The following is a 22,149-nucleotide window of genomic DNA, read 5'->3' as shown; positions in this document are numbered from 1 at the left end:
TGCGTATAAGCAGACCTGTCTTGAGGTGTTAAAATGTTGAAAAATCAAACAGGAAAGCCTTATCCCTTAGGGGCGACTTTAGTTGAAGTAAATGGAACAAAGGGCGTAAATTTTTCAATTTTTTCTGCCAGTGCGAGAGCTATAGAATTATGTTTGTTTGATAATTCCGGCAGAGAAGTACGTTTCCCTATTTTAGATAAAACAGACGATATTTTTCATATTTGGGTACCTAATGTGCCTTTAGGCACTAAATATGGTTTCCGCATTCATGGCGACGAACGACATAACCCGAAAAAGTTAATGCTGGACCCTTATGCCAAAATGGTCGTGGGTAAACCGGATTTAACCAGCAAAGAAAATCAGGCATGGTATTTATTATCCGATGAGCGGGATAACAGCAAAATTGCACCTAAATCTATTATTATCGACGGCGAATTTGATTGGGAACAGGATAAACCTCTCAATATTCCTTGGACGGAGACAATCATTTATGAATTGCATGTGAAAGGTTTCAGCAAATTACGTGCGGATTTACCGGAAGAAATTCGCGGTACTTACAGTGCCTTGGCTCATCCTTCCGTTATCGCTTACTTGAAGGAATTAGGGATTACGGCGGTTGAATTGCTGCCGATTAATTTTTCAATCAGTGAATCGCATTTGCAAGAGCGGGGAATTAGCAATTATTGGGGTTATAATCCGATGGCGATGTTTGCCGTTGAACCTCAATATGCAGCAACGGAAGATCCGGTGCATGAATTCAAAACTATGGTTAAAACTTTGCATCAAGCGGGTATAGAAGTGATTCTTGATATGGTTTTCAACCATAGCGCGGAATCGGAGCGTGACTTTCCGACTTTTTCATACCGGGGAATCGATGAACAAACCTATTATTGGTCCGATGCACAGGGTAATTATTTAAACTGGAGCGGTTGCGGAAATTTATTGCATTTAGCGCACCCTTATATGCGACGTTGGGCAATCGATTGCCTGCGCTATTGGGTTGAAGAATACCATATTGACGGATTTCGTTTTGATCTCGCCACTAATTTGGGACGCGAAACGCCGGCATATAAGGCTCATTCGGAATTGTTTAAAGCCATGAGATTAATTTCCGGCTTTAAAAATACGAAATTTATTGCCGAACCTTGGGATATGGGCGAAGACGGTTATCAAATGGGGAATTTCCCTCCGTTTTTTGCGGAATGGAATGATCGTTTTCGTGACGACATAAACCGTTTCTGGTTATGGCAAAGCGGTGAGCTGGGTGCTTTTGCCGAACGATTTGCCGGTTCCGCCGATATTTTTAAACAAGAGGGAAAATATCCTCATAATTCAGTGAATTTTATTACTGCCCATGACGGTTTCACATTACGTGATTTAGTCAGTTATAACCATAAGCACAATAATGCAAACGGAGAAGACAATCGTGACGGGCGTAATGAAAACTATAGCCATAATCATGGCATAGAAGGCTCTACGGACGGGCTTGATGAACCTCAAAAAACTGCGGTAGAAAATGCCCGAATTTTGAGTAGTCAAAGTCTGCTTTGTAGCTTATTACTTTCCAATGGTACCCCGATGTTGTTAGCCGGGGACGAGTTCGGTAATACGCAATTCGGTAATAACAACGGTTATTGCCAGGATAGCGGATTAACCTGGCTTAAATGGAGTAATTTTAATTTAGATTTATTTGAGATTGTAAAGAAATTAATTATTGTTCGTAAAGGAATCCAAAGCCTGGTAAATGACAAGTGGTGGACGGAGGGGAACGTTCGTTGGTTTAACGAGTTTGGTTCTTTAATGAATGTATCCGATTGGCAAGAACGGGGGGCTAAAGCCTTGCAGGTCTTATTGGACGAGCAATGGCTGTGCGTGGTTAATGCTAAAACGGAACTTCAGGTTTTTTCTTTACCTGAAGGCGATTGGAACATGGAAATCTCCATGACAGGCTGTAAGAATCAAAATAATCAGTTAATTGTAGATAATTTGTCATTTTGTTTATTACGTAGAATTTTATAGACATTTATGTCATTGATATCGGACTTACCAGGAGCAAATTATGAATAATGCTGTTCTAAACCAACCAAATAAATATGATCTTGTTAAAGATACACTAGTGCTTATCCTTGCGGGCGGACGAGGTTCCCGTTTACATGAGTTAACCGATAAAAGAGCAAAACCTGCACTATATTTTGGCGGCAATCGTCGAATTATTGATTTTGCATTATCAAACTGTATTAATTCCGGTTTGAACCGAATCGGTGTTATTACCCAATATGCCGCGCATTCATTGCTCCGTCATTTACAAACCGGTTGGTCTTTCTTACCGCAAGAACGCGGTGAATTTGTCGATATGCTACCGGCGCGTCAACAAATTGATGATAATACTTGGTATCGCGGTACTGCGGATTCCGTATATCAAAACCTGGCGATTATCCGCGGGCATTATAAACCGAAATATGTGTTGATTTTAGCCGGTGACCATATCTATAAAATGGATTACAGCCAAATGTTATTGGATCATGTCAGCAGCGGTGCAAAATGTACGGTAGGCTGTATTGAAGTACCGCGCGAGGAAGCGAAAGAATTCGGCGTAATGGCGGTGAATGAAACCTTGAAAGTAAAAGCTTTCGTGGAAAAACCGCAAGATCCGCCGGCAATGATAGGTAAACCGAATTCATCTTTAGCTTCAATGGGGATCTACGTATTTAACGCGGATTATCTGTACGAAGCGTTAGACCGCATTAAAACGCCGAACACATCTCATGACTTTGGTAAAGACGTCATGCCGCTGGCGTTAAATGACGGCGTACTTTATGCCCATCCGTTTGATCGTTCGTGTAAAGGCAGAAATACCGAAGGGGCGATTTACTGGAAAGATGTCGGTACTTTAGATAGCTTCTGGCAAGCTAACATCGACTTGGTATCAGAAGAGCCGCAACTGGATATTTACGACCAAACCTGGCCGATTCGCGGTAACCCCGTTCAGGCGTATCCGTCAAAATTCTTCTATGATGAGCCAAACTGCAAGCAAGTGGATAATTCGCTGATAGCCGGCGGTTGTATGGTAAAAAACGCCTCAATCAGCTATTCGGTACTGTTTGATAACGTGAGCGTAAATGCGGGTTCGTCTATTGAACAATCCGTTATTTTGCCTCAAGTGAAGATCGGTAAGAACTGTATGCTAAGACGTTGTATTATTGACCGCCACGTTCAAATTCCGGACGGTATGCAGATCGGTGTTGATCTTGAATTAGACAGCAAACGTTTCCGTATCAGTAAAAATGGTATTGTGCTGGTAACCGAATCCATGTTGCATAAACTTAACGGCAAATCGGTGGCTTCCGAAGCGCATTTAGACTAATAATGATAAAGTGCGGTAAAAAATCCGGAAATTTTATATAGCAATTGCATACAAAACTTTCCAAAAAAATACCGCACTTTTAGTGAGAGATATAAATGAAAGTATTACATGTTTGTTCCGAACTTTATCCTTTGTTAAAAACCGGCGGGCTTGCAGATGTGCTGGGCGCATTACCTGCGGCACAAAAAGAAATAGGTCTTGACGCTCGAATTTTAATTCCTGCATATCCCGCGATTTCAGCCGGCATTCCCGATACCGGCGTAGTGGCGGAATTTCATAATTCCGCTGCCGGTCATGTAGTGTTGCGCTACGGTGAATTTAACGGTGTCGGCGTATATTTAATTGATGCGCCAAACTTATATGCCCGCGAAGGTAATCCTTATCATGACCAATGGTATAACGATTATGCCGACAACTATAAACGTTTTGCCTTATTAGGTTGGGTTGGAGCGGAGCTTGCCACCGGTTTAGACCCTTGGTGGATGGCGGAAGTAGTGCATGCTCATGACTGGCACGCCGGCTTAACCAGCGCTTATTTGGCGTATAAAGGCCGCCCGGCAAAATCGGTATTTACCATTCATAATCTGGCTTATCAGGGCTTGTTTGCTTATCATCATTTATTTGAAATCGGCTTGCCTACATCCATGTTCAACGTGAACGGCTTGGAGTTTTACGGTCAGATTTCTTATTTAAAAGCGGGGCTTTATTATTCTGATGCGGTCACAGCCGTCAGTCCGACTTACGCCAGAGAAATTACCACTCCCGAATTTGCTTACGGTTTTGAAGGTTTATTGTCAACCTTGCACAGTCAAGGCAAATTAGTGGGAATTTTAAACGGCGTGGATGACAACATTTGGAATCCGAATACGGACGGTTATATTCAGGAGCATTACAAATTAAAATCCATGACCGGCAAAAAGAAAAACAAAGCCGCGTTGCAAGCGCATTTCAATTTGCCGGAAAAACCGGATGCGCTGTTGTTTGTGATGATTACGCGTTTAACCGAACAAAAAGGCGTGGATTTGCTTATTCAAAGTGCCGAAAATATTATCAAACAAGGCGGACAACTTGCCTTATTGGGTTCCGGTGCGCCTTCTCTTGAATCCGCTTTATTGGGTCTTGCCCACAAACATCCGAAAAATATTGCGGTAAAAATCGGTTATGACGAGCCTTTATCTCATTTAATGGTTGCCGGCGGCGATGTGATTCTGGTGCCTAGCCGTTTTGAACCTTGCGGATTAACCCAACTTTACGGCTTGAAATACGGCACTCTGCCGTTGGTTCGCCAAACCGGCGGTTTAGCCGACACCGTAGTGGACAGTACGGCGGAAAATATTAAAGAACGTCGCGCAACGGGCTTTGTGTTTAACGAGGCAAACTCACAAGCGCTAAGCCATGCTATTTCCCGCGCATTTTCCCTTTGGCAAAAACAACGCACCTGGTTTACCGTGCGGACGGTTGCCATGGAGCAGGATTTCAGCTGGCAAATTTCCGCCCGTCGTTACGAAGAACTATATCGACGTATTTAGGTAATTCGCACTTTTTCTGAAATATGTAAAAGAAAAAGTGCGGTTACTTTTTTTGAATTTTTTATATTAGGAGTAAAGCAAAATGTTAGATAAAGATTTTATCTATGAAAGTCCTAAGCTGACGGTTGAGGCATTAAAACAAGCCATTGTTAGTAAGCTTGTGTTTGATATCGGTCGTTCGGCTCAAGAAGCCACCACCCGCGACTGGTTAAATGCCACGGTTTATGCCGTTCGCGATTTTGTTGCGGAGGGCTGGATTCAAACTGTTAATCAATTCCGTGAAGAGAAAACGCGCCGCGTATATTATCTTTCAATGGAATTTTTAATGGGCCGCGTGCTTTCCAATGCCATGCTTTCCGAAGGCGTTTACGACACTACAAAACAAGCTTTGTCGGAATTGGGTTTGGTATTGGAAGATATTTTAGAAAAAGAAGCGGATCCAGGCTTAGGTAACGGCGGTTTAGGCCGTTTAGCCGCCTGCTTTATGGATTCTATCGCTACTTGTAATTTACCGGGTATGGGTTACGGTATCCGTTACGAATACGGTATGTTCAAGCAAACTATTGAAGACGGCTCGCAAGTGGAAAAACCGGATGCATGGATTGCCAAAGGCGCGCCTTGGGAATTTACCCGAGCTTCTAAACGTTATCGCGTACGTTTTGGCGGTAACCTTCATTTTGAAGGTGAAAAATGCATTTGGACACCAAGTGAAGAAATCACCGCATTAGCTTATGATAACATTGTACCGGGATATGAAACTAAATCCGCGGCCACATTGCGTTTATGGACGGCAAACGCCGGCGATATTTTCAATTTAGCTAACTTTAATAAAGGGGATTATTTCGGCGCTATTGAAGAACGATCATCCATTGAAAACGTATCCCGCGTACTTTACCCTGACGATTCCACTTGGGCCGGACGAGAATTACGCCTGCGTCAGGAATATTTCCTGGTTTCCGCTTCATTGCAGGATATCATCAAACGTCATAAAAAATTCCATGGCGGAAAAATCGCCAATCTTGCGGATAAAGTTGCCATTCATTTAAATGATACCCACCCTGCGCTGGCAATTCCCGAATTAATGCACATTTTAGTAGATCAAGAAGGAATCAGCTGGAAAAAAGCCTGGGATATGACCCGCCGTATTTTTTCTTATACTTGCCATACATTGATGTCGGAAGCTTTAGAAACCTGGCCGATTGAATTAATGGCGAAAGTGTTACCACGTCATTTGCAAATGATTTATGAAATTAATGCGGAATTTTTAGAATATGTCAGAACTTATGTATCGGCGGACGTTGATTTTATTCGCCGTGTTTCCTTAATTGAAGAAGGAAATCAACGTAAAGTCCGCATGGGTTGGTTGTCGGTAGTCGGTTCCCATAAAGTAAACGGCGTTGCCGAAATCCATTCGGACTTAATGGTGAGTTCTACTTTTGCTGATTTTGCTAAAATTTATCCGGAACGCTTTACCAATGTAACAAACGGGGTAACGCCTCGACGTTGGATTGGCGTCGCCAACCCGAAACTTGCCGCTTTATTTGATAAATATATCGGTACGGAATGGCGTAAGGATTTGTCTCAATTAAGCCTGTTAAAACCTTATATCGGCAAACCTGAAATAATCGGCGAATTAGCGAAAATCAAATTTGCCAATAAAAAACGTTTGGCAAGATATGTGAAAAATACTTTGGATATTGAAATCAACCCGAATGCAATATTCGATGTGCAGGTAAAACGTATTCACGAATATAAACGCCAAATTTTAAACGTATTACAGATTATTACTCGCTATAACCAAATGATCGCAAATCCGGAAAAAAATTGGCAATCTCGTGTCTTTATTTTGGCGGGTAAAGCGGCTTCCGCTTATTATACGGCAAAACAGACAATTCGTTTGATTAACGATATTGCCGAAGTTATTAATAACGACGAACGTTTAAAAGGTCGTTTAAAAGTTGTATTCATTCCGAATTATAGCGTAAGTATTGCGGAAATCATTATTCCGGCCGCCGATATATCGGAACAAATCTCGCTTGCAGGTACGGAAGCCTCCGGTACAAGTAACATGAAATTTGCCTTAAACGGAGCGTTAACGTTAGGTACGTTAGACGGCGCGAACGTAGAGATTTTAGAAAATGTCGGCGAAGACAATATCTTTATCTTTGGTAATACGGTGGAACAAGTAGAAGAGTTACGACGTAACGGATACAGCCCGGTAACTTTCTATCAACAGGATGAAGAGTTGCGTCAAGCTGTTGATCAAATTGCGTTAGGCCATTTCTCTCCAAAAGAACCGACCCGTTATCAAGGTCTTATTGATTCATTACGCAATTATGACTATTATCAATCCTTTGCTGATTTCCGCAGTTATGCGGATATGCAGGCAAAAGTGGATGAAAAATATCAAGATCAAGCGGCATGGTTTAATAGCACGTTGGAAAATATTGCCAATATGGGATTCTTCTCATCAGATCGAACTATTCTTGAATATGCGGAACGTATCTGGAAGATCAAACCTTTAAAACTGGAAAACTAAAATTAGTTTAATCAAACTATTAACAAAAAAGTGCGGTAAATTTTACCGCACTTTTTCATTACAACATAGACGAATATTACAGACTGCTGACAAACCTAAAGATTTATTAAAAATTTATAGGGCACACTTTATGTCTGTCCATAACATATTGAATTATCAGTGTTATTATATAAAGGGCGGAAATAAATTCCGCCCCTACGAAAGACTTTCGTCAATAACCTGATTAGTTAGTTTTATCTGCTTTTACTTTTTTCGATTTATATACTTTCCAGCCGACAAAAATAACAACAACCGCTAAAACGGCATAAATACCCATTTGCCCTTTACGGATTTGCGCTTCAATCCACTCATGATTATTACCACCGTGATAACCGAGATAAACCCAAATCGGTACGGAAATAATTGCCGCTAAGAAATCAAGAAAAATAAAACGAGGGTAGCTGACCCGGCGGGTAATGCCGGATACCGTATAAATCGGCGCCCGCAACCCCGGTAAAAAGCGCGCAACGAATAAAACCCGGTTGCCGTATTGTTCAAATTTATCTCTGACCATTCTTAATCGCTGTAAGGTCATAATTTTACGGATTGGGCGGAAACGCAAAATTCTTACGCCGTAAATACGCCCCAACCAATACATTACACTGTCACCGGCTAATACCCCAAACATACTTACGAAGACCATGATATGCGGATTTGCATAACCTAAGCCGGCGATAATACCGCCTGAAACCAAAGTAATATCTTCCGGAATCGGCACACCAAAACCGCAAATAATTAATACGAGCAATACGGCTAAATAGCCGTAATTAATGAAAAAATCAATTAAAATGTCCATTTGGAGTTATTCTCTTTTTTCCGTAAATTCATCTATAAAATAGATTATATTTTGCCTTTTTTAGGGCAAAATAGCCAGCTCATTTTATGTAAATAATTGTCTATATTATGGTGATTTAATTTGATTTTTCTCTGTCGATTACGTATAATCCTCGGGCTCAAAGAAAGCCTTTGGGTCAGATTATGGAAATTGCTGGGTCGCCTGCAGTTTTTGAATATTAATTATTAATTTAAGAGAACATTAAAATGGCATTTAAATTTAACGCTGAAGTTCGTTCTGCGCAAGGTAAGGGTGCGAGCCGCCGCCTTCGTCACAATGGTCAAATTCCCGCTATCGTTTACGGTGGTAATGAAGATGCGGTTTCAATCGTATTAAACCACGATGAGTTAAACAACGCACAAGCACATGATTCTTTCTATTCGGAAGTGATCACTTTGGTTATTAACGGCAAAGAAGTTGCGGTTAAAGTACAGGCTATGCAACGTCACCCGTTCAAACCAAAACTAGTTCATATTGACTTCAAACGTGCTTAATTTCTAGTTTGTTTAATTAAGAACACCAATAGCCTAAGGTTATTGGTGTTTTTTTATGGCGGTAGAGTCCTACCTGATAATACCGAAAACAAACAATAGTTTTTATTAAAAGTGCGGTTGATTTTCGGTAAATTCTAGAAATTTCAAAAATTTTGACCGCACTTTTACGTATTGCTTAAAACGGTTAGTAAACTTAAAGATAAAGCCGTATTTTCGAAACAAAACAACGAGTCGTTCCGATTCAATAAAATTTAAATATCATCAATCATATTTATAATAATGGAAATATTCCTAATTTTATAAATAAAGCATTAATTTAAATTAATAACATACATTTATTTACATAAATATATATTAATTTTCAATTATATTCTCACCTATAGAAATAAAATAATTTATCTAAATTAATTTAGTTTTAAATATAAAATATTATTAATATTTAAGCTGTTTTTTTAAATTAATTGTCTAAGAAATGTTAATATTCACCAATTTATAATTTAAATTGAGGTTTATTAATGAATAAGGTTAGTTTACTGACACTTCTTATTGGAGGCGCTTTAGCCGTTCAATATGCGAACGGTTCTCCTATTGATGAGCGGCGGGAAAATATTATTAAATATTCCCGATTGGGTGATGGTCAGTTAGTTGAAGGAACTAAACAACTTATTGATTTATACAATAAAACCAAAGATAAAAAAGTTAGAGACGATCTAATTACATTGTTGGTCCGACAAAACCGTGATGCTGAAGCTTTATCTATTAGTGAAACTTATAAATTAACTGATTTTTCATCAAATGAATTGGAATATTTGGCAAGAGCGGCAAGAAACGAACGCCAATTCAGCAAATCCTTGGCTTTTTATAATCAATTAAATAACCTTGATACTAAAAATCCTAACGGCTTGCTCGGATTAGCTTTGGTCAGTACCGATATGGCTAAATTCGAGCAGTCAAAATTATATTTATCCCGATATAAGCATCGATTCGGAACGGATGAACAATATAATCAAGCCAATGCCTATTTTCTTGATAGCAGCGAACCTTTAATTACCCGTTTTCATCGCTGGAATTCCGAATTAGATACAAATCCAAATGATATTGAGTTAGTAAAAAAATTATACCGTTTAGCCGCTCAATTGAATATTTCTCCCGTTCAAGAACAACTTATCGCAAAATACCCCGAAGTATTCACTGATAACGATAAATCGTGGTTATTACATGACCAAGCTGTTCGTATATCAAAAAATTCACCGAATAAACAACAGTTAAATACTGCTTATTCTATGTTGGATAAGGTCTACATCAAAGTACCTGAAGATAATTCACTCAAACAACAATCGTTGCAGGATATGGTTGTTGTGGGCTCAAAATTAAAAAATGACGATAGCAACCGAGCCAAAAACTCTTATGAACTATTAACGGAAAGCAATCAGCCGATTCCTAATTATGTAAAAGAAGCTTATGCGGATTATTTAGTTGCTTCGGGCTCGCCGTTTGCCGCGTTGTCTCTATATAAAGAAGTTGAGCAATCACATCTTGCAGAAGGCGGAGAAGTACCTTTTACATTAGGAATTAAAATTGTTCAGGCACTAAATGATGCGGCTAAATATCCGGAAGCTCGGGATTATTTAGAGAATAATATCGGTGAACCCGGTTTAATGGTTCTTGATTTTACCCGTTCAAGAAAAATTGAAAATCCGGATTACGGCAATTACTTTTCGACAAAAGTCAGTTCATTGGTTGCACAGGGTGATTTATCTTCCGCAATGCAGTTAATCGATGAGCGATTATCCGTAACTCCGGGGGACGGTTGGATTATGCTTACTAAAGCGGAACTGGAAGCCGCAAGAGCCAGAACAGATGATGCGGCGGATTGGGTTCATAAAGCACAGGCATTTTTACCTGAAGATACGGCTTGGGCGGAAGTCGCGCAAGCAAATTTGGCTTTATCTGTGAATGATTGGCGTACCGCAAGCCGGCTTGTCAATACGTGGACAACAGAAGAAAAAGACAACGCGAATTGGTTTATGGAGCAATATGATCAAGCCAAATCTGCCCGTTTGGTTGCAAGCAGTGGAATTTCTCATCGTACATCGCCGGCCGGTGAGAATGAAAGTAATCAAGAATATTATCTTTATTCGCCGAAAACAGATGATGGTCATGATGTTTATATTCATTATTTGACGACAAAATCCCCCGATGACGGTTTACCTTTTGAGCAACAGCGTGTTGGGGCGGGGGTTGAAGCAAACTTTTACCCGTTCATGGTGAATGCGGAAGCGGGCAAAGGGATCAAATTAAATGATAAAGCTTATTTTGCGGCAACTATTCAATATCAGTTAAATCAGCATTGGCAATTTAGTTTAAATGGCGGTTTAAATAGCGCTAATACGCCTATTAAAGCTATTTATCAGGATACCTATGCAAAAGATCTCGGTTTTTCGGTGAATTATAAATATTCGGATCGATTTGAAGCCGGTGCGGGTATTACGGCAATGAAATTTGATGATGAAAACTTACGTAAAAATCTTTCGTTCTGGTCAAATTTCAATCTGTTTAAACATAATCGCTGGAATTTAAACGGCAGTTTATATGGTTCCTATGAACGAAATAAAGCAATACCCGGTGCCTATTATTACAATCCGTTAAAGAGCCGTTCTTTAGAGGATAACTTCGATCTGTCTTATTATCAGCCTTTTGATCACAGTATTACCCTCACTCATCATTTTAAAGCAGGCGGCGGTTATTATTGGCAAGACAGTTTCGCAAGCAGTAAAACCTGGTCTGTTGCTTATGGTCAGGAATGGCGTTTAGGTAAGAAACTAAATATCTCTTACGATGTCGGGCGAAAACGTTCAATTTATGACGGTTCGCCGGAGTTTAATAATTTTATTAATTTAACGTTATCGGTTTCTTTTTAATTATTTATTTTATGGGATTATTTATGTTTAAACATTGTATGAGATTGGTTACGTATTTAAGTACCTCGTTATTATTTGCCGTGCAGGCATTGGCCGCAAATAATCATTTTGGCGTTTTGTGTTATCACAATATTATTGATGAAAGTGTGCAGAGCGAGAAATATTACCCTCAAACCATATCCGCGCAAAAATTAATTTCTCAATTTAATTGGTTGCGCACTAACGGTTATATTCCGGTGAGCATGCAGCAAATACTTGATGCAAGAAATGGTGGCAAGGCCTTACCGGAAAAATCAGTTTTATTGACTTTTGATGACGGTTACCAAAGTTTTTATACTGTTATTTACCCATTGCTGAGAGCTTATAATTACCCCGCGGTATATGCGATTGTAACGGATTGGATTGAGACGCCGGCAAATAAAAAAGTGACTTACGGTGATGAAAAATTAGATCGTAAAGAATTTGTTACTTGGCAACAATTACGCGAAATGAAAGACAGCGGTTTAGTCGAAATTGCCTCACATACGCATGACTTGCATCACGGTGTTAAAGCAAATCCGGCAGGGAGTAATGTGCCGGCAGTTATTACTCCGGCATACATAAATGGTAAATATGAGACGGAAAGCCAATATGAAGCAAGATTACGTAAAGATTTCCAACGTTCTTTTTCTTTGCTTAAACAGCATTTGGGCGCTGCACCTGCCGCAATGATTTGGCCCTACGGTCGATTTAATGAAAAAGCCGCTGCTATTGCAGAAGAAGCCGGTTTTAAAGTGCATATGTCACTTGTTGATACAATAAATAATACACCGGATCAATTTCATTTGGGGCGTCTGTTACTCGATAACGAAACATCAATTAATACTATTGAAAATTATTTAAAAAATAAAAATAAAGATGTTTTAGTCCAGCGTTCTTTACGTATCAAATTAGATGATGTGTATGATCCGAATCCGGCTCAACAAAGTAAAAATCTGGATGCGTTAATTGAACGTATTTACCGCCAAGGTATTGAGCGCGTTTATATTCAGGCATTTTCCGATACCGATAATGATGGTGTTGCGGATGCGTTGTATTTTTATAATCAGCAATTACCGGTTCGTGCGGATTTATTCAGCCGAGTCGTATGGATTATCAAAACAAGACTGGGTAAGGCCGTTTACGCCTGGATGCCGATTTCCGCCTTTAAGGGTAAAAACAATACGCAACAAATTAAGTCTATTTATCGTGATTTAGCACTTTATAGTAAAATTAACGGCATTTTATTTGATGACAATTTATCAAGTGATAACAAATTTACGGATTTAAAACCGCTTGATGCGGCATCGCTTCGATTAACGGATGAATTAAAAGATATTGTTTATCCTTATGCATTAGGCGGTAGAGAAGATTTCGCTACAATGCGAATGATTTCCGCACCGGTAAATATGTCGGACGAATCCGAAAAACAATTTAACCAAAATCTGGCTGAATTGAATCGGCATTATGATGCCGTTATTGTTTCAGCTACACCTTATGTGAAAGGTTCGGAACTGACTCAAAGCGGCGCGCGTAATTGGTTGGGTAATCTCATTAAAAAAACAGTACCGCAAGTAGCAAAAGACCGCTTAGCTTTTGAATTACAAACAGTGGATTGGCGTACTCAGCAAGCTATTACCGATGATGAGTTAATTGATTGGATGCGGGATATTCAGACAAAATATCACTTTTATAACTTCGGTTACTATCCGGATAATTTCCAAGAAAATCAGCCGAAATTAAATGAAATCAGACCGCACTTTTCAATAAATACTAATCTTGGATTGAAATAAGGGGTACATGATGTCTTGGTATTATATTTTTAATGCAATGTTATTTATGTATCCGGCTTTAATGGCGGTGTACTGCATTATCTCGGCGTCTTATTACTACTTTTTTATTGAAGGAAAGCTCAAGAAACCCAAATATTCGAAAATGAAATTGGAAGATGTGCCGTTAGTCTCAATTATGGTTCCTTGCTACAACGAAGCGGATAATTTAGACGATGCGATTCCTTATTTGCTGAAATTAAAATATCCCAAATTCGAGCTTATTTTCATTAATGACGGCAGCAAAGACGATACGGGTAAAATTATCGACCGATGGGCACAAAAAGATAGTCGCATTGTTGCCTTACATCAAGAAAACGCAGGTAAAGCCAGTGCTTTAAACCATGGCTTAACCGTAGCGAAAGGTAAATATGTCGGCTGTATCGACGGCGATGCGGTGCTGGATTATAAAGCGGTGGATTATATGGTTCAGGCTTTAGAGTCAAATCCGCAATTCGGTGCGGTAACCGGCAACCCGCGCGTGCGTAATCGAAGTACGATTCTTGGCTGCCTGCAAACCTCGGAATTCAGTTCAATTATCGGGCTGATCAAACGCGCGCAAAGCGTGATGGGGACAATTTTTACCGTATCGGGCGTCTGCTGTTTATTTAAAGTGGAAGCCATGCAAAAAATCGGCGGTTGGAGCACTAACATGATCACCGAAGATATTGATGTCAGCTGGAAGCTGCAAACGTCGGGATACAACATCGTGTATGAGCCGCGTGCCTTATGTTGGACATTAATGCCGGAAACCATAAAGGGCTTGTTTAAACAGCGTTTGCGCTGGGCGCAAGGCGGCGCGGAAACCGTCATAAAATATTTTCCTCAGGTTTGGCGCTTGAAAAATCGCCGTTTATGGCCGATGTACATTGAATATTTTTTAACCGCCTTTTGGGCATATTCCCTTATTATCGTCTTATGTATAAACACATATCTCCAGATCACAGAGGGTTCATTTAAAATAGATATTTTCAGACCGTTGATGACGGTGTTATTCCTGACATTCTTTCTGCAGTATATGTTCAGTTTATTTCTGGATAGTCGCTATGAAAAAGGGCTACTCAGATATTCCTTATATTGTATTTGGTACCCTTATGTGTATTGGTTACTGAATATGGTAACGCTCGTTTTCGGTATTCCGAAAGCGATTTTTAGAAATAAGTCCAAGTTAGCGGTATGGACGAGTCCGGATAGAGGAGTGTAAGTTGGATCTTCAGAAATTGATGATTATTAAAAAAAGTATGAGAGAATTACCCTTAAAGTTAGTTCTTAAAAGTATGTTTTTAAGCTTGATTACCTGGTCTTTGTGGGGATATACATGCTATGTGGTAGCCAGTTATTCTACGAAGATTTTCGTAAATCCCGTTTATGAACAGTATTTCTTCTCAGATATTATGATCTTTATGTTCGCTGTTTCAGTGGCATTGGTTGTGATTGCAATTATCTGGTCATTTATTGCAAAACCGTCGAAGCGATTAATTTTGAGCCATTAAGAACTAATCAATTAATGAAAAGCACAAGAAATTGTGCTTTTTTTTTGTGGCGGAAAGTGACATGATTGCCAAGTAAATGTAAGGTGGAATTTATCCTATCTTTTATTACCCATTAATTTTTATGATTGGTGGGACAAGCCCCACCTTACAAAATTTCATCAAAACCGATCGCACTTTGTCTTTATTGCTCGGTGATATTGTCGTCAAGCCAAAGAATGTTGTCTTGATATTTATAAGCCGTATAAGACTTGCCGTTACGTTTCTCATTCAAACCCGTTTTCTGCCACTGAGGTTCAAGGCGCATTTTATGTACATGTGAGCCACTGACCCAGAGGACACGTTTTTTACCTGAAAGTGCGTTGGTTTGTAGTAAATGAACAGTTTGCGGATAATTTTCCAATGTGACGGATTCATTATTTTTTATCTGCATCAGGTCAATATAAGAGTTTGCATTTATTTGAGCAAAATCCAGTTGTTGTAATTTTCTGTTTATTATTCCGGTACTGTCGCCGGCTGCGTTGGTTTTATAAATAATAGCCTTGAGTAAATTTTCGGTGGCTTTATGAATGGAATCGCCTTTTAGTGAGCCGGCATGTTCACCCCAAATAGCTAAAGCGGAACCTGAAATTTTATTGGGTTCAGCCACTTTATTTTGGGTATTTTTTTCATCCCAAATGCTTAAATCCCAATTTTTAATCACATCCCGCATCGCAAAATCGCTATCTTTTGATATATTCGGACTTTCTTTGGGATTAAAATACAAGTAATAAGAATTATAGTTTAGTACGGAGAACCCGCGTTCAATTAATTCCGGCATACTGATACGCATTGTCCGCCGTTGCTGAGCAGCCTGTTTATTTTGCGTATTGCCGTCATAACTCCAATAAGTTACCTGAATATTCGGATCCAATTGGTCAATGGTGCTTTTAATTAAACCGTCATTCCAAATGCGGGTTTTCAAACCTTTTTCTTTTAAAAAAGCTGATAATTTATTGGCATAGTTAATAAATTCATGATTATTCTCCTCACTATAGCCAAATTCATCGCCACCTATATGAAAATGTTTGGTGGAATTGCCGAAAATCCAGACGACTTCTTCAATTAAAGATGTCATAAAAGCTATTGAATCGGGATTGGTGATATCAATTTCTTCATTTGTCCATTTTGAACGTAATTTTTGTACATAATCCTTACCGTTTTTTTCCGCTAACAAATCAAAAATTGCCGTCATGTGATTCGGACTATCTAATTCGGGAATTAGTTCTACATTTTTCTGCTTGGCATAATTCATAATATCCTTTAACTGCTCATAGGTTAAAAAGGGTTTGCCGGTTTTAGGATTGACGTAAAAGCCGCGTTCATCACGACGTGCATTTTCAGCGCGTTGGCCTAGAATAGTACTTTCGATCGCATAATTTTCATGATCGGAAAAATGTAAATGTAAAAAAGTACCGCCGTTTTTATGAATGGTATCAATAAAATTTTTAATTGTTTCAGCAGAATAAAAATGACGAGCAATATCCAGTGCCAGTCCTGATTCTTTTTTTTCCGACACCTCGGCAGAGGAGAACGCTTTTTGAAATTGTTGAGTGACCGTTTCGGCGTACGTTTGCGGAATATTCAATCCAAATCCGATAAAAATTGCGCAAAGAAAATGATTAGGGGTTTTACATGAAGAAAAAATCATCAATAATTCTCCTTGATTTTTTTACTTGTTATTGATAATTGAAAGTTTTTCCTCAAAATAGTTCAATTTATATTAATAATAATGAGTAAAAAATGTTAAAAAAACAACCGCACTTTTAATACCTTAAACTAATCAATATCCTGAAAAATCAGGCATTAGATTAGATTACGGGGCGGGCAAAAGTGCGGTCGATTTTGCGCAAATTTTATCCGGTAACGACGGAAAGCCGCGGTTACGGTTTAAACTGTTTCTATAAATAAGAAACAAAATTTTCCGTTTTCACGGTTTTTGGTTCACGGGTTATTTTTTCCTGTGAGGCACCGAGAATAATAAAGCCGATAACTTTATCTTTCGGCGCGCAACCTAACGCTTCACGTAAATCCGAACCGTCAACCCAAGGGCCGGTTACCCAAACGTTATCAAAACCTTGTGCATTGGCGGCGAGCTGCATGGCATAAGCGGAACAACCTGCGCTTAACATTTGTTCCCAGGCCGGCACTTTTGCAATATCCGTATTGATTTTTGCCACCACTGCGATCATCATCGGTGCGGTAGAAGCGATTTTTTCTGCTTTTTGCAAGCGTTTTTCATCCAGCTTTAGTTCGGTAACGGCGGATTTTAATAAGGTTTCTAATTTTTTTAGTCCGTCGTTTTCAATCACAATAAAATGGTAAGGCTGTAATTTTCCATGATCCGGCACATGAGTTGCCGCTTGAAAAATAAGTTCTAATTGTTCGTTATTCGGAACGGGAGCCGAAAGTTTTTTCTCCGAACGACGGGTGGTAAGCAGGGTAAGCGCATCCATAATTTATCCTTTCATTATCGTACATTTTATATAGACGGTATTTTACAATAATTTGTCAATGAATAAACGAAAGACAAGGAATTTAAATTAAATCTTTATAGAAAAAGCATTGAAAGGTAAACTAACCACTTTCAATGTTTTTTATGAATCGAAATTCTTAACGGAAGAAGGCTGTTATGCAAATGATAGTGAAATTTTTAAAGTGTTGCTGGAAAGGGCTTAACTTTATTCGTGATGTCGTCATGAATATCGTTTTTCTCTTTTTTGTTCTTTTATTAGCAGCAATTGTCAGTTTAACGACAATGGTTAAAGAGAAACCTAATTTAACCGGTGATCAGGGCGCATTATTAGTTAATTTAAACGGTTATCTCGCCGATGAACGTGAAGACGGTTTAAATTGGCGTAACGCATTAAAAAAACTCAATGATGAACAGGTGGCAAGCCAGTATTCTACCTTTGATGTGGTTTACGCTATCGAAAATGCCGCCAATGACGAACGTATTAAAGGCTTGGTTCTGGATTTAAATTATTTAGACGGCGGCGATTTGCCCGCTTTAGACTATGTGGGTAAGGCGATCCGGGATTTTCAGAAATCAGGTAAAAAAGTCATTGCCTATGCAGACAATTACAGCCAATCGCAATATTTTCTGGCCAGTTATGCCGATGAAATTTATCTTAATCCTATCGGTGAAGTAGGAATTGAAGGTTTATCGGCACAAAATCTTTATTTTAAATCTATGTTGGAAAAATTAGAGATAACTCCTCATGTTTTTCGTGTCGGCACATATAAATCGGCGGTGGAACCTTTACTGCGCGACGATATGTCACCGGAAGCAAAAGCTAATACAGAGCAATGGTTAGGAACCATGTGGTCGAATTATCAGGAACGTATTGCCGAAAACAGAAATATTGCCAAAAACAGTGTATTGCCGGAGGCAGGCGTTTATGTGGATGAGTTAAAAGCCTTAAACGGGGACATCACCGCTTATGCGCAAAAACATAAATTTGTGACTCAAGTGGCAAGCCGATTAAAATTATCGCAAAATCTGACCGCACTTTTTGGTGAAAATGAACAAAATGAGCCTAAAATGGTAGATTTTGATACTTATCTTGCCGCTTTACCGGATCGCTTGAAAGGTGATAGTTCGGATTTTGTACAGGCAAAAAATAAAATTGCCGTAATAAATATAGAAGGAACCATTGTTGACGGTGAGACCAATGAACAAGGTGTGGGCGGTGATTCAATCGCACAATTATTACGTGAAGCCTATAAGGACAAAAATGTAAAAGCCGTCGTGTTGCGGGTGAACAGCCCGGGCGGTAGTGCTTTTGCCTCGGAAGTGATTCGTCAGGAAGCGGAAAATTTGCAAACTGCAGGTAAGCCGGTTGTGGTGTCTATGGGGGCTATGGCGGCATCGGGCGGTTATTGGATTTCCAGTACGGCGGATTATATTGTAGCGGATAAAAACACCTTAACGGGTTCTATCGGTATTTTTGCCGTATTACCGACTTTAGAAAATACCATTAAAAAAGCGGGGATTTCGGCGGACGGCGTTACCACTTCGGCGTTAGTGTCGCCTTCCGGATTTAGCCCGTTAACAGCGGAATTAAAAGATTCCCTTCAACTGCAAATCGAACATGGTTATGAGCGGTTTTTATCGGTAGTGAGCAAGGGGCGCAGTCTGACCAAACAGCAAGTGGATAACGTGGCGCAAGGTCGTGTATGGTTAGGTGAAGATGCCTATAAAATGAAATTGGTTGACGAATTGGGTGATTTTGATACGGCGGTCAGAAAAGCGCAGGAATTGGCAAACGGCAAATTAGCTGAGAGTGAAAAAACCGATACCTTTAGCGTTGAATGGATTACCGATGAAAATACCGGATTATTAGGCGGTTTGATGAAAAATATTACACAAAGCAGCCAAAATGTCATCCAAAATGCGGTGCTGAAAACAATGGGTTTGCCAAAAGAGGTGAAACAACTACAAAAACAATTAGGCATTCTGACACAGTTTAATGATCCGAAAGGGCAATATTTATATTGTTTAAATTGCAGTGAAGTGAAATAATTTTCTGAGTCTGATAAAAGTGCGGTGAAAATTCCTGAAATTTCACCGCACTTTTTTGCGATGTCTTTTGTCTAAGCGAAATGTTTTTGCAGATACGCAACTACCGCATCGCCCACATCGGCGGTTTTTGCCGTACCGCCTAAATCCGGCGTTAAGGTTTTTTGCTCAACCAGCAAATATTCAATAGCGTCGATTAAACGTGCCGCCCATTCTTTATAACCGAAAAATTCTAATAATTGACTGGCAGACCAAACTGTCGCCAACGGGTTGGCAAGTTGTTTACCGGCTATATCCGGTGCGGAGCCGTGAATAGGTTCAAACATAGAAGGAAAATTTCCTTCCGGGTTCAAATTCGCCCCGGCGGCAAGCCCCATACCGCCGGCAATTGCCGCTCCCAAGTCGGTTAAAATGTCACCGAATAAATTGCTGGTAACTACAATTTCAAAACGCTCTGGTTTGGTTATCATCAGCATTGCCGCGGCATCCACCAAATAGCTGTGGGTTTCAACATCCGGATATTCTTGGCTAAGTTGTTGGAAAATCTGATCCCAAAAAACCATGGAATAATTAAGCGCATTGCCTTTGCTGATACTGGTTAAAGATTTTTTCTCCGTTCGGGCAAGTTCGAAAGCATAGCGAATGATGCGCTCGCAACCAACACGGGAAAATACGCCGTCCTGAATTACTACCTCATTAGGTTTGTCTCTATAAAGCCAGCTGCCTGATCCCGCGTATTCGCCCTCGCTGTTTTCCCGAATAAAAATCATATTAATATCTTTGGGCGATTTTTCTTTCAACGGACAAGGCGCACCTTTTAGTAATTTCACCGGTCGCACATTCACATATTGATCAAAGCTTTTACGAATGCGCAGTAATAATCCCCACAACGATATATGGTCGGGTACGCCGGGGTAACCTACCGCGCCAAGAAAAATGCCGTCAAACTTACTTAACCGTTCGATTCCGTCGTCATCCATCATCTTCCCTGTTTTGCTGTAAAATTCACAACCCCAAGGGAAATGGGTAAATTCAAATTGAATTTTAGGATCTAATTGAGAAACGCAATTTAAAACTTTAACTCCTTCATTGATTACTTCAATACCGATCCCGTCGCCGGGAATTACCGCAATTTTATGTGTCATAATTACCACCTTTGGTTTATTTATAGAGTTTTCATACTAACCTAAAATGTGTAAAACAAAAGCGGCATTTAGTAAAAATATGATTTATCACAGTTTTTAACGGAAAAATATTAAAATTTACATCTTATGGTTGAATTATTATTTTTTATAATGTAATGTATTTATTACACTTAATGTACATATAAATTTACATAATTTAATTACCAATCAGGAAAGCAAAATGAAAGATAGTATCCATAATGTTCATATCATTGATGAAAAAGTATTAATTACACCTGCCGAATTAAAACAAAAGCTCCCGCTCCCAATCGCACTGCGTACACAAATTGAAACACATCGCCGTGAAATTGCCGATATAGTACACAAAAAAGACAATCGCTTACTGGTGGTCATTGGGCCTTGTTCCGTACATGACACCAAAGCGGCAATCGATTATGCCAAACGTCTGAAAGCGCTTTCAGATGAATTAAAGGATCAGCTCTATATCGTTATGCGGGTTTATTTTGAAAAACCGCGTACCACGGTAGGCTGGAAAGGGCTCATTAATGACCCGCGTATCGACGGCACATTTAATGTGGAAGAAGGGCTGCATATCGGTCGTAAATTATTGCTGGATTTAGCTGAAATGGGCTTGCCGTTGGCAACGGAAGCGTTGGATCCGATGACGCCGCAATATCTCGCCGATTTATTCAGTTGGTCGGCTATCGGCGCGCGTACTACCGAATCGCAAACTCACCGTGAACTGGCTTCCGGATTATCTATGGCAGTCGGCTTTAAAAACGGCACCGACGGTAGTCTGGCTACCGCCATTAATGCCATGAAAGCCGCCTCAATGGGGCACAGTTTTATCGGTATTAACCAGCAAGGACAGGTCAATTTATTACATACGGAGGGCAATCCTGACGGTCATGTTATCCTGCGCGGCGGCAAAAAACCGAATTACCAACAGGAATTTGTCAACCAATGCGAAGAAGAATTAGCCAAAGCAGGTCTGGAAACGGCGATTATGATCGATTGCAGCCACGGTAATTCAAATAAAGATTATAAACGCCAGCCTTCAGTTGCGAAAGATGCGGTAAATCAAATTGTGGCGGGGAATAAATCCATTATCGGTTTAATGATTGAAAGCAACATCAATGCGGGTAACCAAAGCTCGGAACAAAAGGTTTCCGAGATGAAATACGGTGTTTCCATTACCGATGCCTGTATTGATTGGGAAACAACGGATAATTTATTACGTAAAATTGCCGCCGCATTGAAAAATAGAGCGGAGTAATGCTTAAATTCCTCTATAATATTGCTACAGCCTGGGCGTTAAGCCCGGGATTTCTTTTTATAAAAAGTGCGGTTAATTTTTTGAAAATTTTGCTTAATTACCGCCGACA

Annotated in this window: 15 protein-coding genes; 11 read left to right on the top strand and 4 right to left on the bottom strand. The window is 39.7% G+C overall.

The window, feature by feature from the left end:
- Positions 1–33 precede the first annotated feature (33 nt).
- From glgX to A4G13_RS03360, 4 genes are all read left to right on the top strand, one after another.
- Positions 34–2,019: a glycogen debranching protein GlgX gene (glgX, locus tag A4G13_RS03375; RefSeq protein ID WP_011200297.1), complete on the top strand. Its 1,986-nt coding sequence runs from the start codon at positions 34–36 to the stop codon at positions 2,017–2,019.
- Between the two features lie 40 nt (positions 2,020–2,059).
- Positions 2,060–3,364 carry a glucose-1-phosphate adenylyltransferase gene (gene glgC / locus A4G13_RS03370; RefSeq protein ID WP_011200296.1) on the top strand — a complete coding sequence of 435 codons (1,305 nt, stop codon included), beginning with the start codon at positions 2,060–2,062 and terminating at the stop codon, positions 3,362–3,364.
- Between the two features lie 95 nt (positions 3,365–3,459).
- Positions 3,460–4,893, top strand: a complete 1,434-nt coding sequence (glgA, locus tag A4G13_RS03365; RefSeq protein WP_090653685.1) for a glycogen synthase GlgA — start codon at positions 3,460–3,462, stop codon at positions 4,891–4,893.
- A gap of 82 nt (positions 4,894–4,975) precedes the next feature.
- The gene (locus A4G13_RS03360; RefSeq protein ID WP_090653683.1) at positions 4,976–7,432 is read left to right on the top strand and encodes a glycogen/starch/alpha-glucan phosphorylase; all 2,457 of its coding nucleotides are present in this window, start codon (positions 4,976–4,978) and stop codon (positions 7,430–7,432) included.
- Positions 7,433–7,655: 223 nt separating this feature from the next.
- Here the strand turns inward: A4G13_RS03360 and A4G13_RS03355 are convergent, their stop codons facing one another.
- Positions 7,656–8,267, bottom strand: coding sequence for a DedA family protein (locus tag A4G13_RS03355; RefSeq protein ID WP_090653681.1), 612 nt, complete (start codon positions 8,265–8,267; stop codon positions 7,656–7,658).
- A 245-nt stretch (positions 8,268–8,512) separates the two neighbouring features.
- On the opposite strand from A4G13_RS03355, the gene rplY reads away from it, so the two are divergent.
- The 5 genes from rplY to A4G13_RS03330 all read left to right on the top strand — a co-directional run bounded on the left by rplY (position 8,513) and on the right by A4G13_RS03330 (position 15,061).
- Positions 8,513–8,800, top strand: coding sequence for a 50S ribosomal protein L25 (gene rplY / locus A4G13_RS03350; protein ID WP_011200291.1), 288 nt, complete (start codon positions 8,513–8,515; stop codon positions 8,798–8,800).
- A 515-nt stretch (positions 8,801–9,315) separates the two neighbouring features.
- Positions 9,316–11,721 carry a poly-beta-1,6 N-acetyl-D-glucosamine export porin PgaA gene (gene pgaA / locus A4G13_RS03345; RefSeq protein ID WP_090653679.1) on the top strand — a complete coding sequence of 802 codons (2,406 nt, stop codon included), beginning with the start codon at positions 9,316–9,318 and terminating at the stop codon, positions 11,719–11,721.
- A gap of 23 nt (positions 11,722–11,744) precedes the next feature.
- Positions 11,745–13,532, top strand: coding sequence for a poly-beta-1,6-N-acetyl-D-glucosamine N-deacetylase PgaB (pgaB, locus tag A4G13_RS03340; protein WP_243739741.1), 1,788 nt, complete (start codon positions 11,745–11,747; stop codon positions 13,530–13,532).
- A gap of 10 nt (positions 13,533–13,542) precedes the next feature.
- Positions 13,543–14,772, top strand: coding sequence for a poly-beta-1,6-N-acetyl-D-glucosamine synthase (gene pgaC, locus A4G13_RS03335; protein ID WP_090653675.1), 1,230 nt, complete (start codon positions 13,543–13,545; stop codon positions 14,770–14,772).
- 1 nt (position 14,773) lies between these two features.
- Positions 14,774–15,061 (top strand): hypothetical protein, encoded by a 288-nt coding sequence (locus A4G13_RS03330; RefSeq protein WP_050738256.1) that lies wholly within the window; start codon positions 14,774–14,776, stop codon positions 15,059–15,061.
- Positions 15,062–15,242: 181 nt separating this feature from the next.
- Here the strand turns inward: A4G13_RS03330 and A4G13_RS03325 are convergent, their stop codons facing one another.
- Both A4G13_RS03325 and A4G13_RS03320 read right to left on the bottom strand, forming a co-directional pair.
- A complete protein-coding gene (locus A4G13_RS03325; RefSeq protein WP_279535761.1) occupies positions 15,243–16,748 on the bottom strand; it encodes a family 20 glycosylhydrolase in 1,506 nt (501 codons plus the stop codon).
- Positions 16,749–16,998: 250 nt separating this feature from the next.
- Positions 16,999–17,553 carry an NAD(P)H nitroreductase gene (locus tag A4G13_RS03320; protein ID WP_090653671.1) on the bottom strand — a complete coding sequence of 185 codons (555 nt, stop codon included), beginning with the start codon at positions 17,551–17,553 and terminating at the stop codon, positions 16,999–17,001.
- Between the two features lie 176 nt (positions 17,554–17,729).
- Between A4G13_RS03320 and sppA the strand changes: the two genes are divergently transcribed.
- On the top strand, positions 17,730–19,622 hold the full coding sequence (sppA, locus tag A4G13_RS03315; RefSeq protein WP_090653669.1) for a signal peptide peptidase SppA: 1,893 nt from the start codon (positions 17,730–17,732) through the stop codon (positions 19,620–19,622).
- A gap of 71 nt (positions 19,623–19,693) precedes the next feature.
- Here sppA and A4G13_RS03310 read toward each other — a convergent pair whose 3' ends face one another.
- The gene (locus A4G13_RS03310; RefSeq protein ID WP_207945323.1) at positions 19,694–20,764 is read right to left on the bottom strand and encodes a tartrate dehydrogenase; all 1,071 of its coding nucleotides are present in this window, start codon (positions 20,762–20,764) and stop codon (positions 19,694–19,696) included.
- Positions 20,765–20,984: 220 nt separating this feature from the next.
- Between A4G13_RS03310 and A4G13_RS03305 the strand changes: the two genes are divergently transcribed.
- Entirely contained in the window at positions 20,985–22,040 is a 1,056-nt protein-coding gene (locus A4G13_RS03305) for a 3-deoxy-7-phosphoheptulonate synthase (protein WP_090653667.1), read from the top strand.
- The last annotated feature ends 109 nt before the right edge of the window (positions 22,041–22,149 follow it).

The sequence above is a fragment of the Basfia succiniciproducens genome (assembly GCF_011455875.1).
Lineage (GTDB): Bacteria > Pseudomonadota > Gammaproteobacteria > Enterobacterales > Pasteurellaceae > Basfia > Basfia succiniciproducens.
The sequence above is the reverse complement of the archived record's forward strand: the minus strand, read 5'-3'. Positions and strand labels throughout refer to the sequence as shown.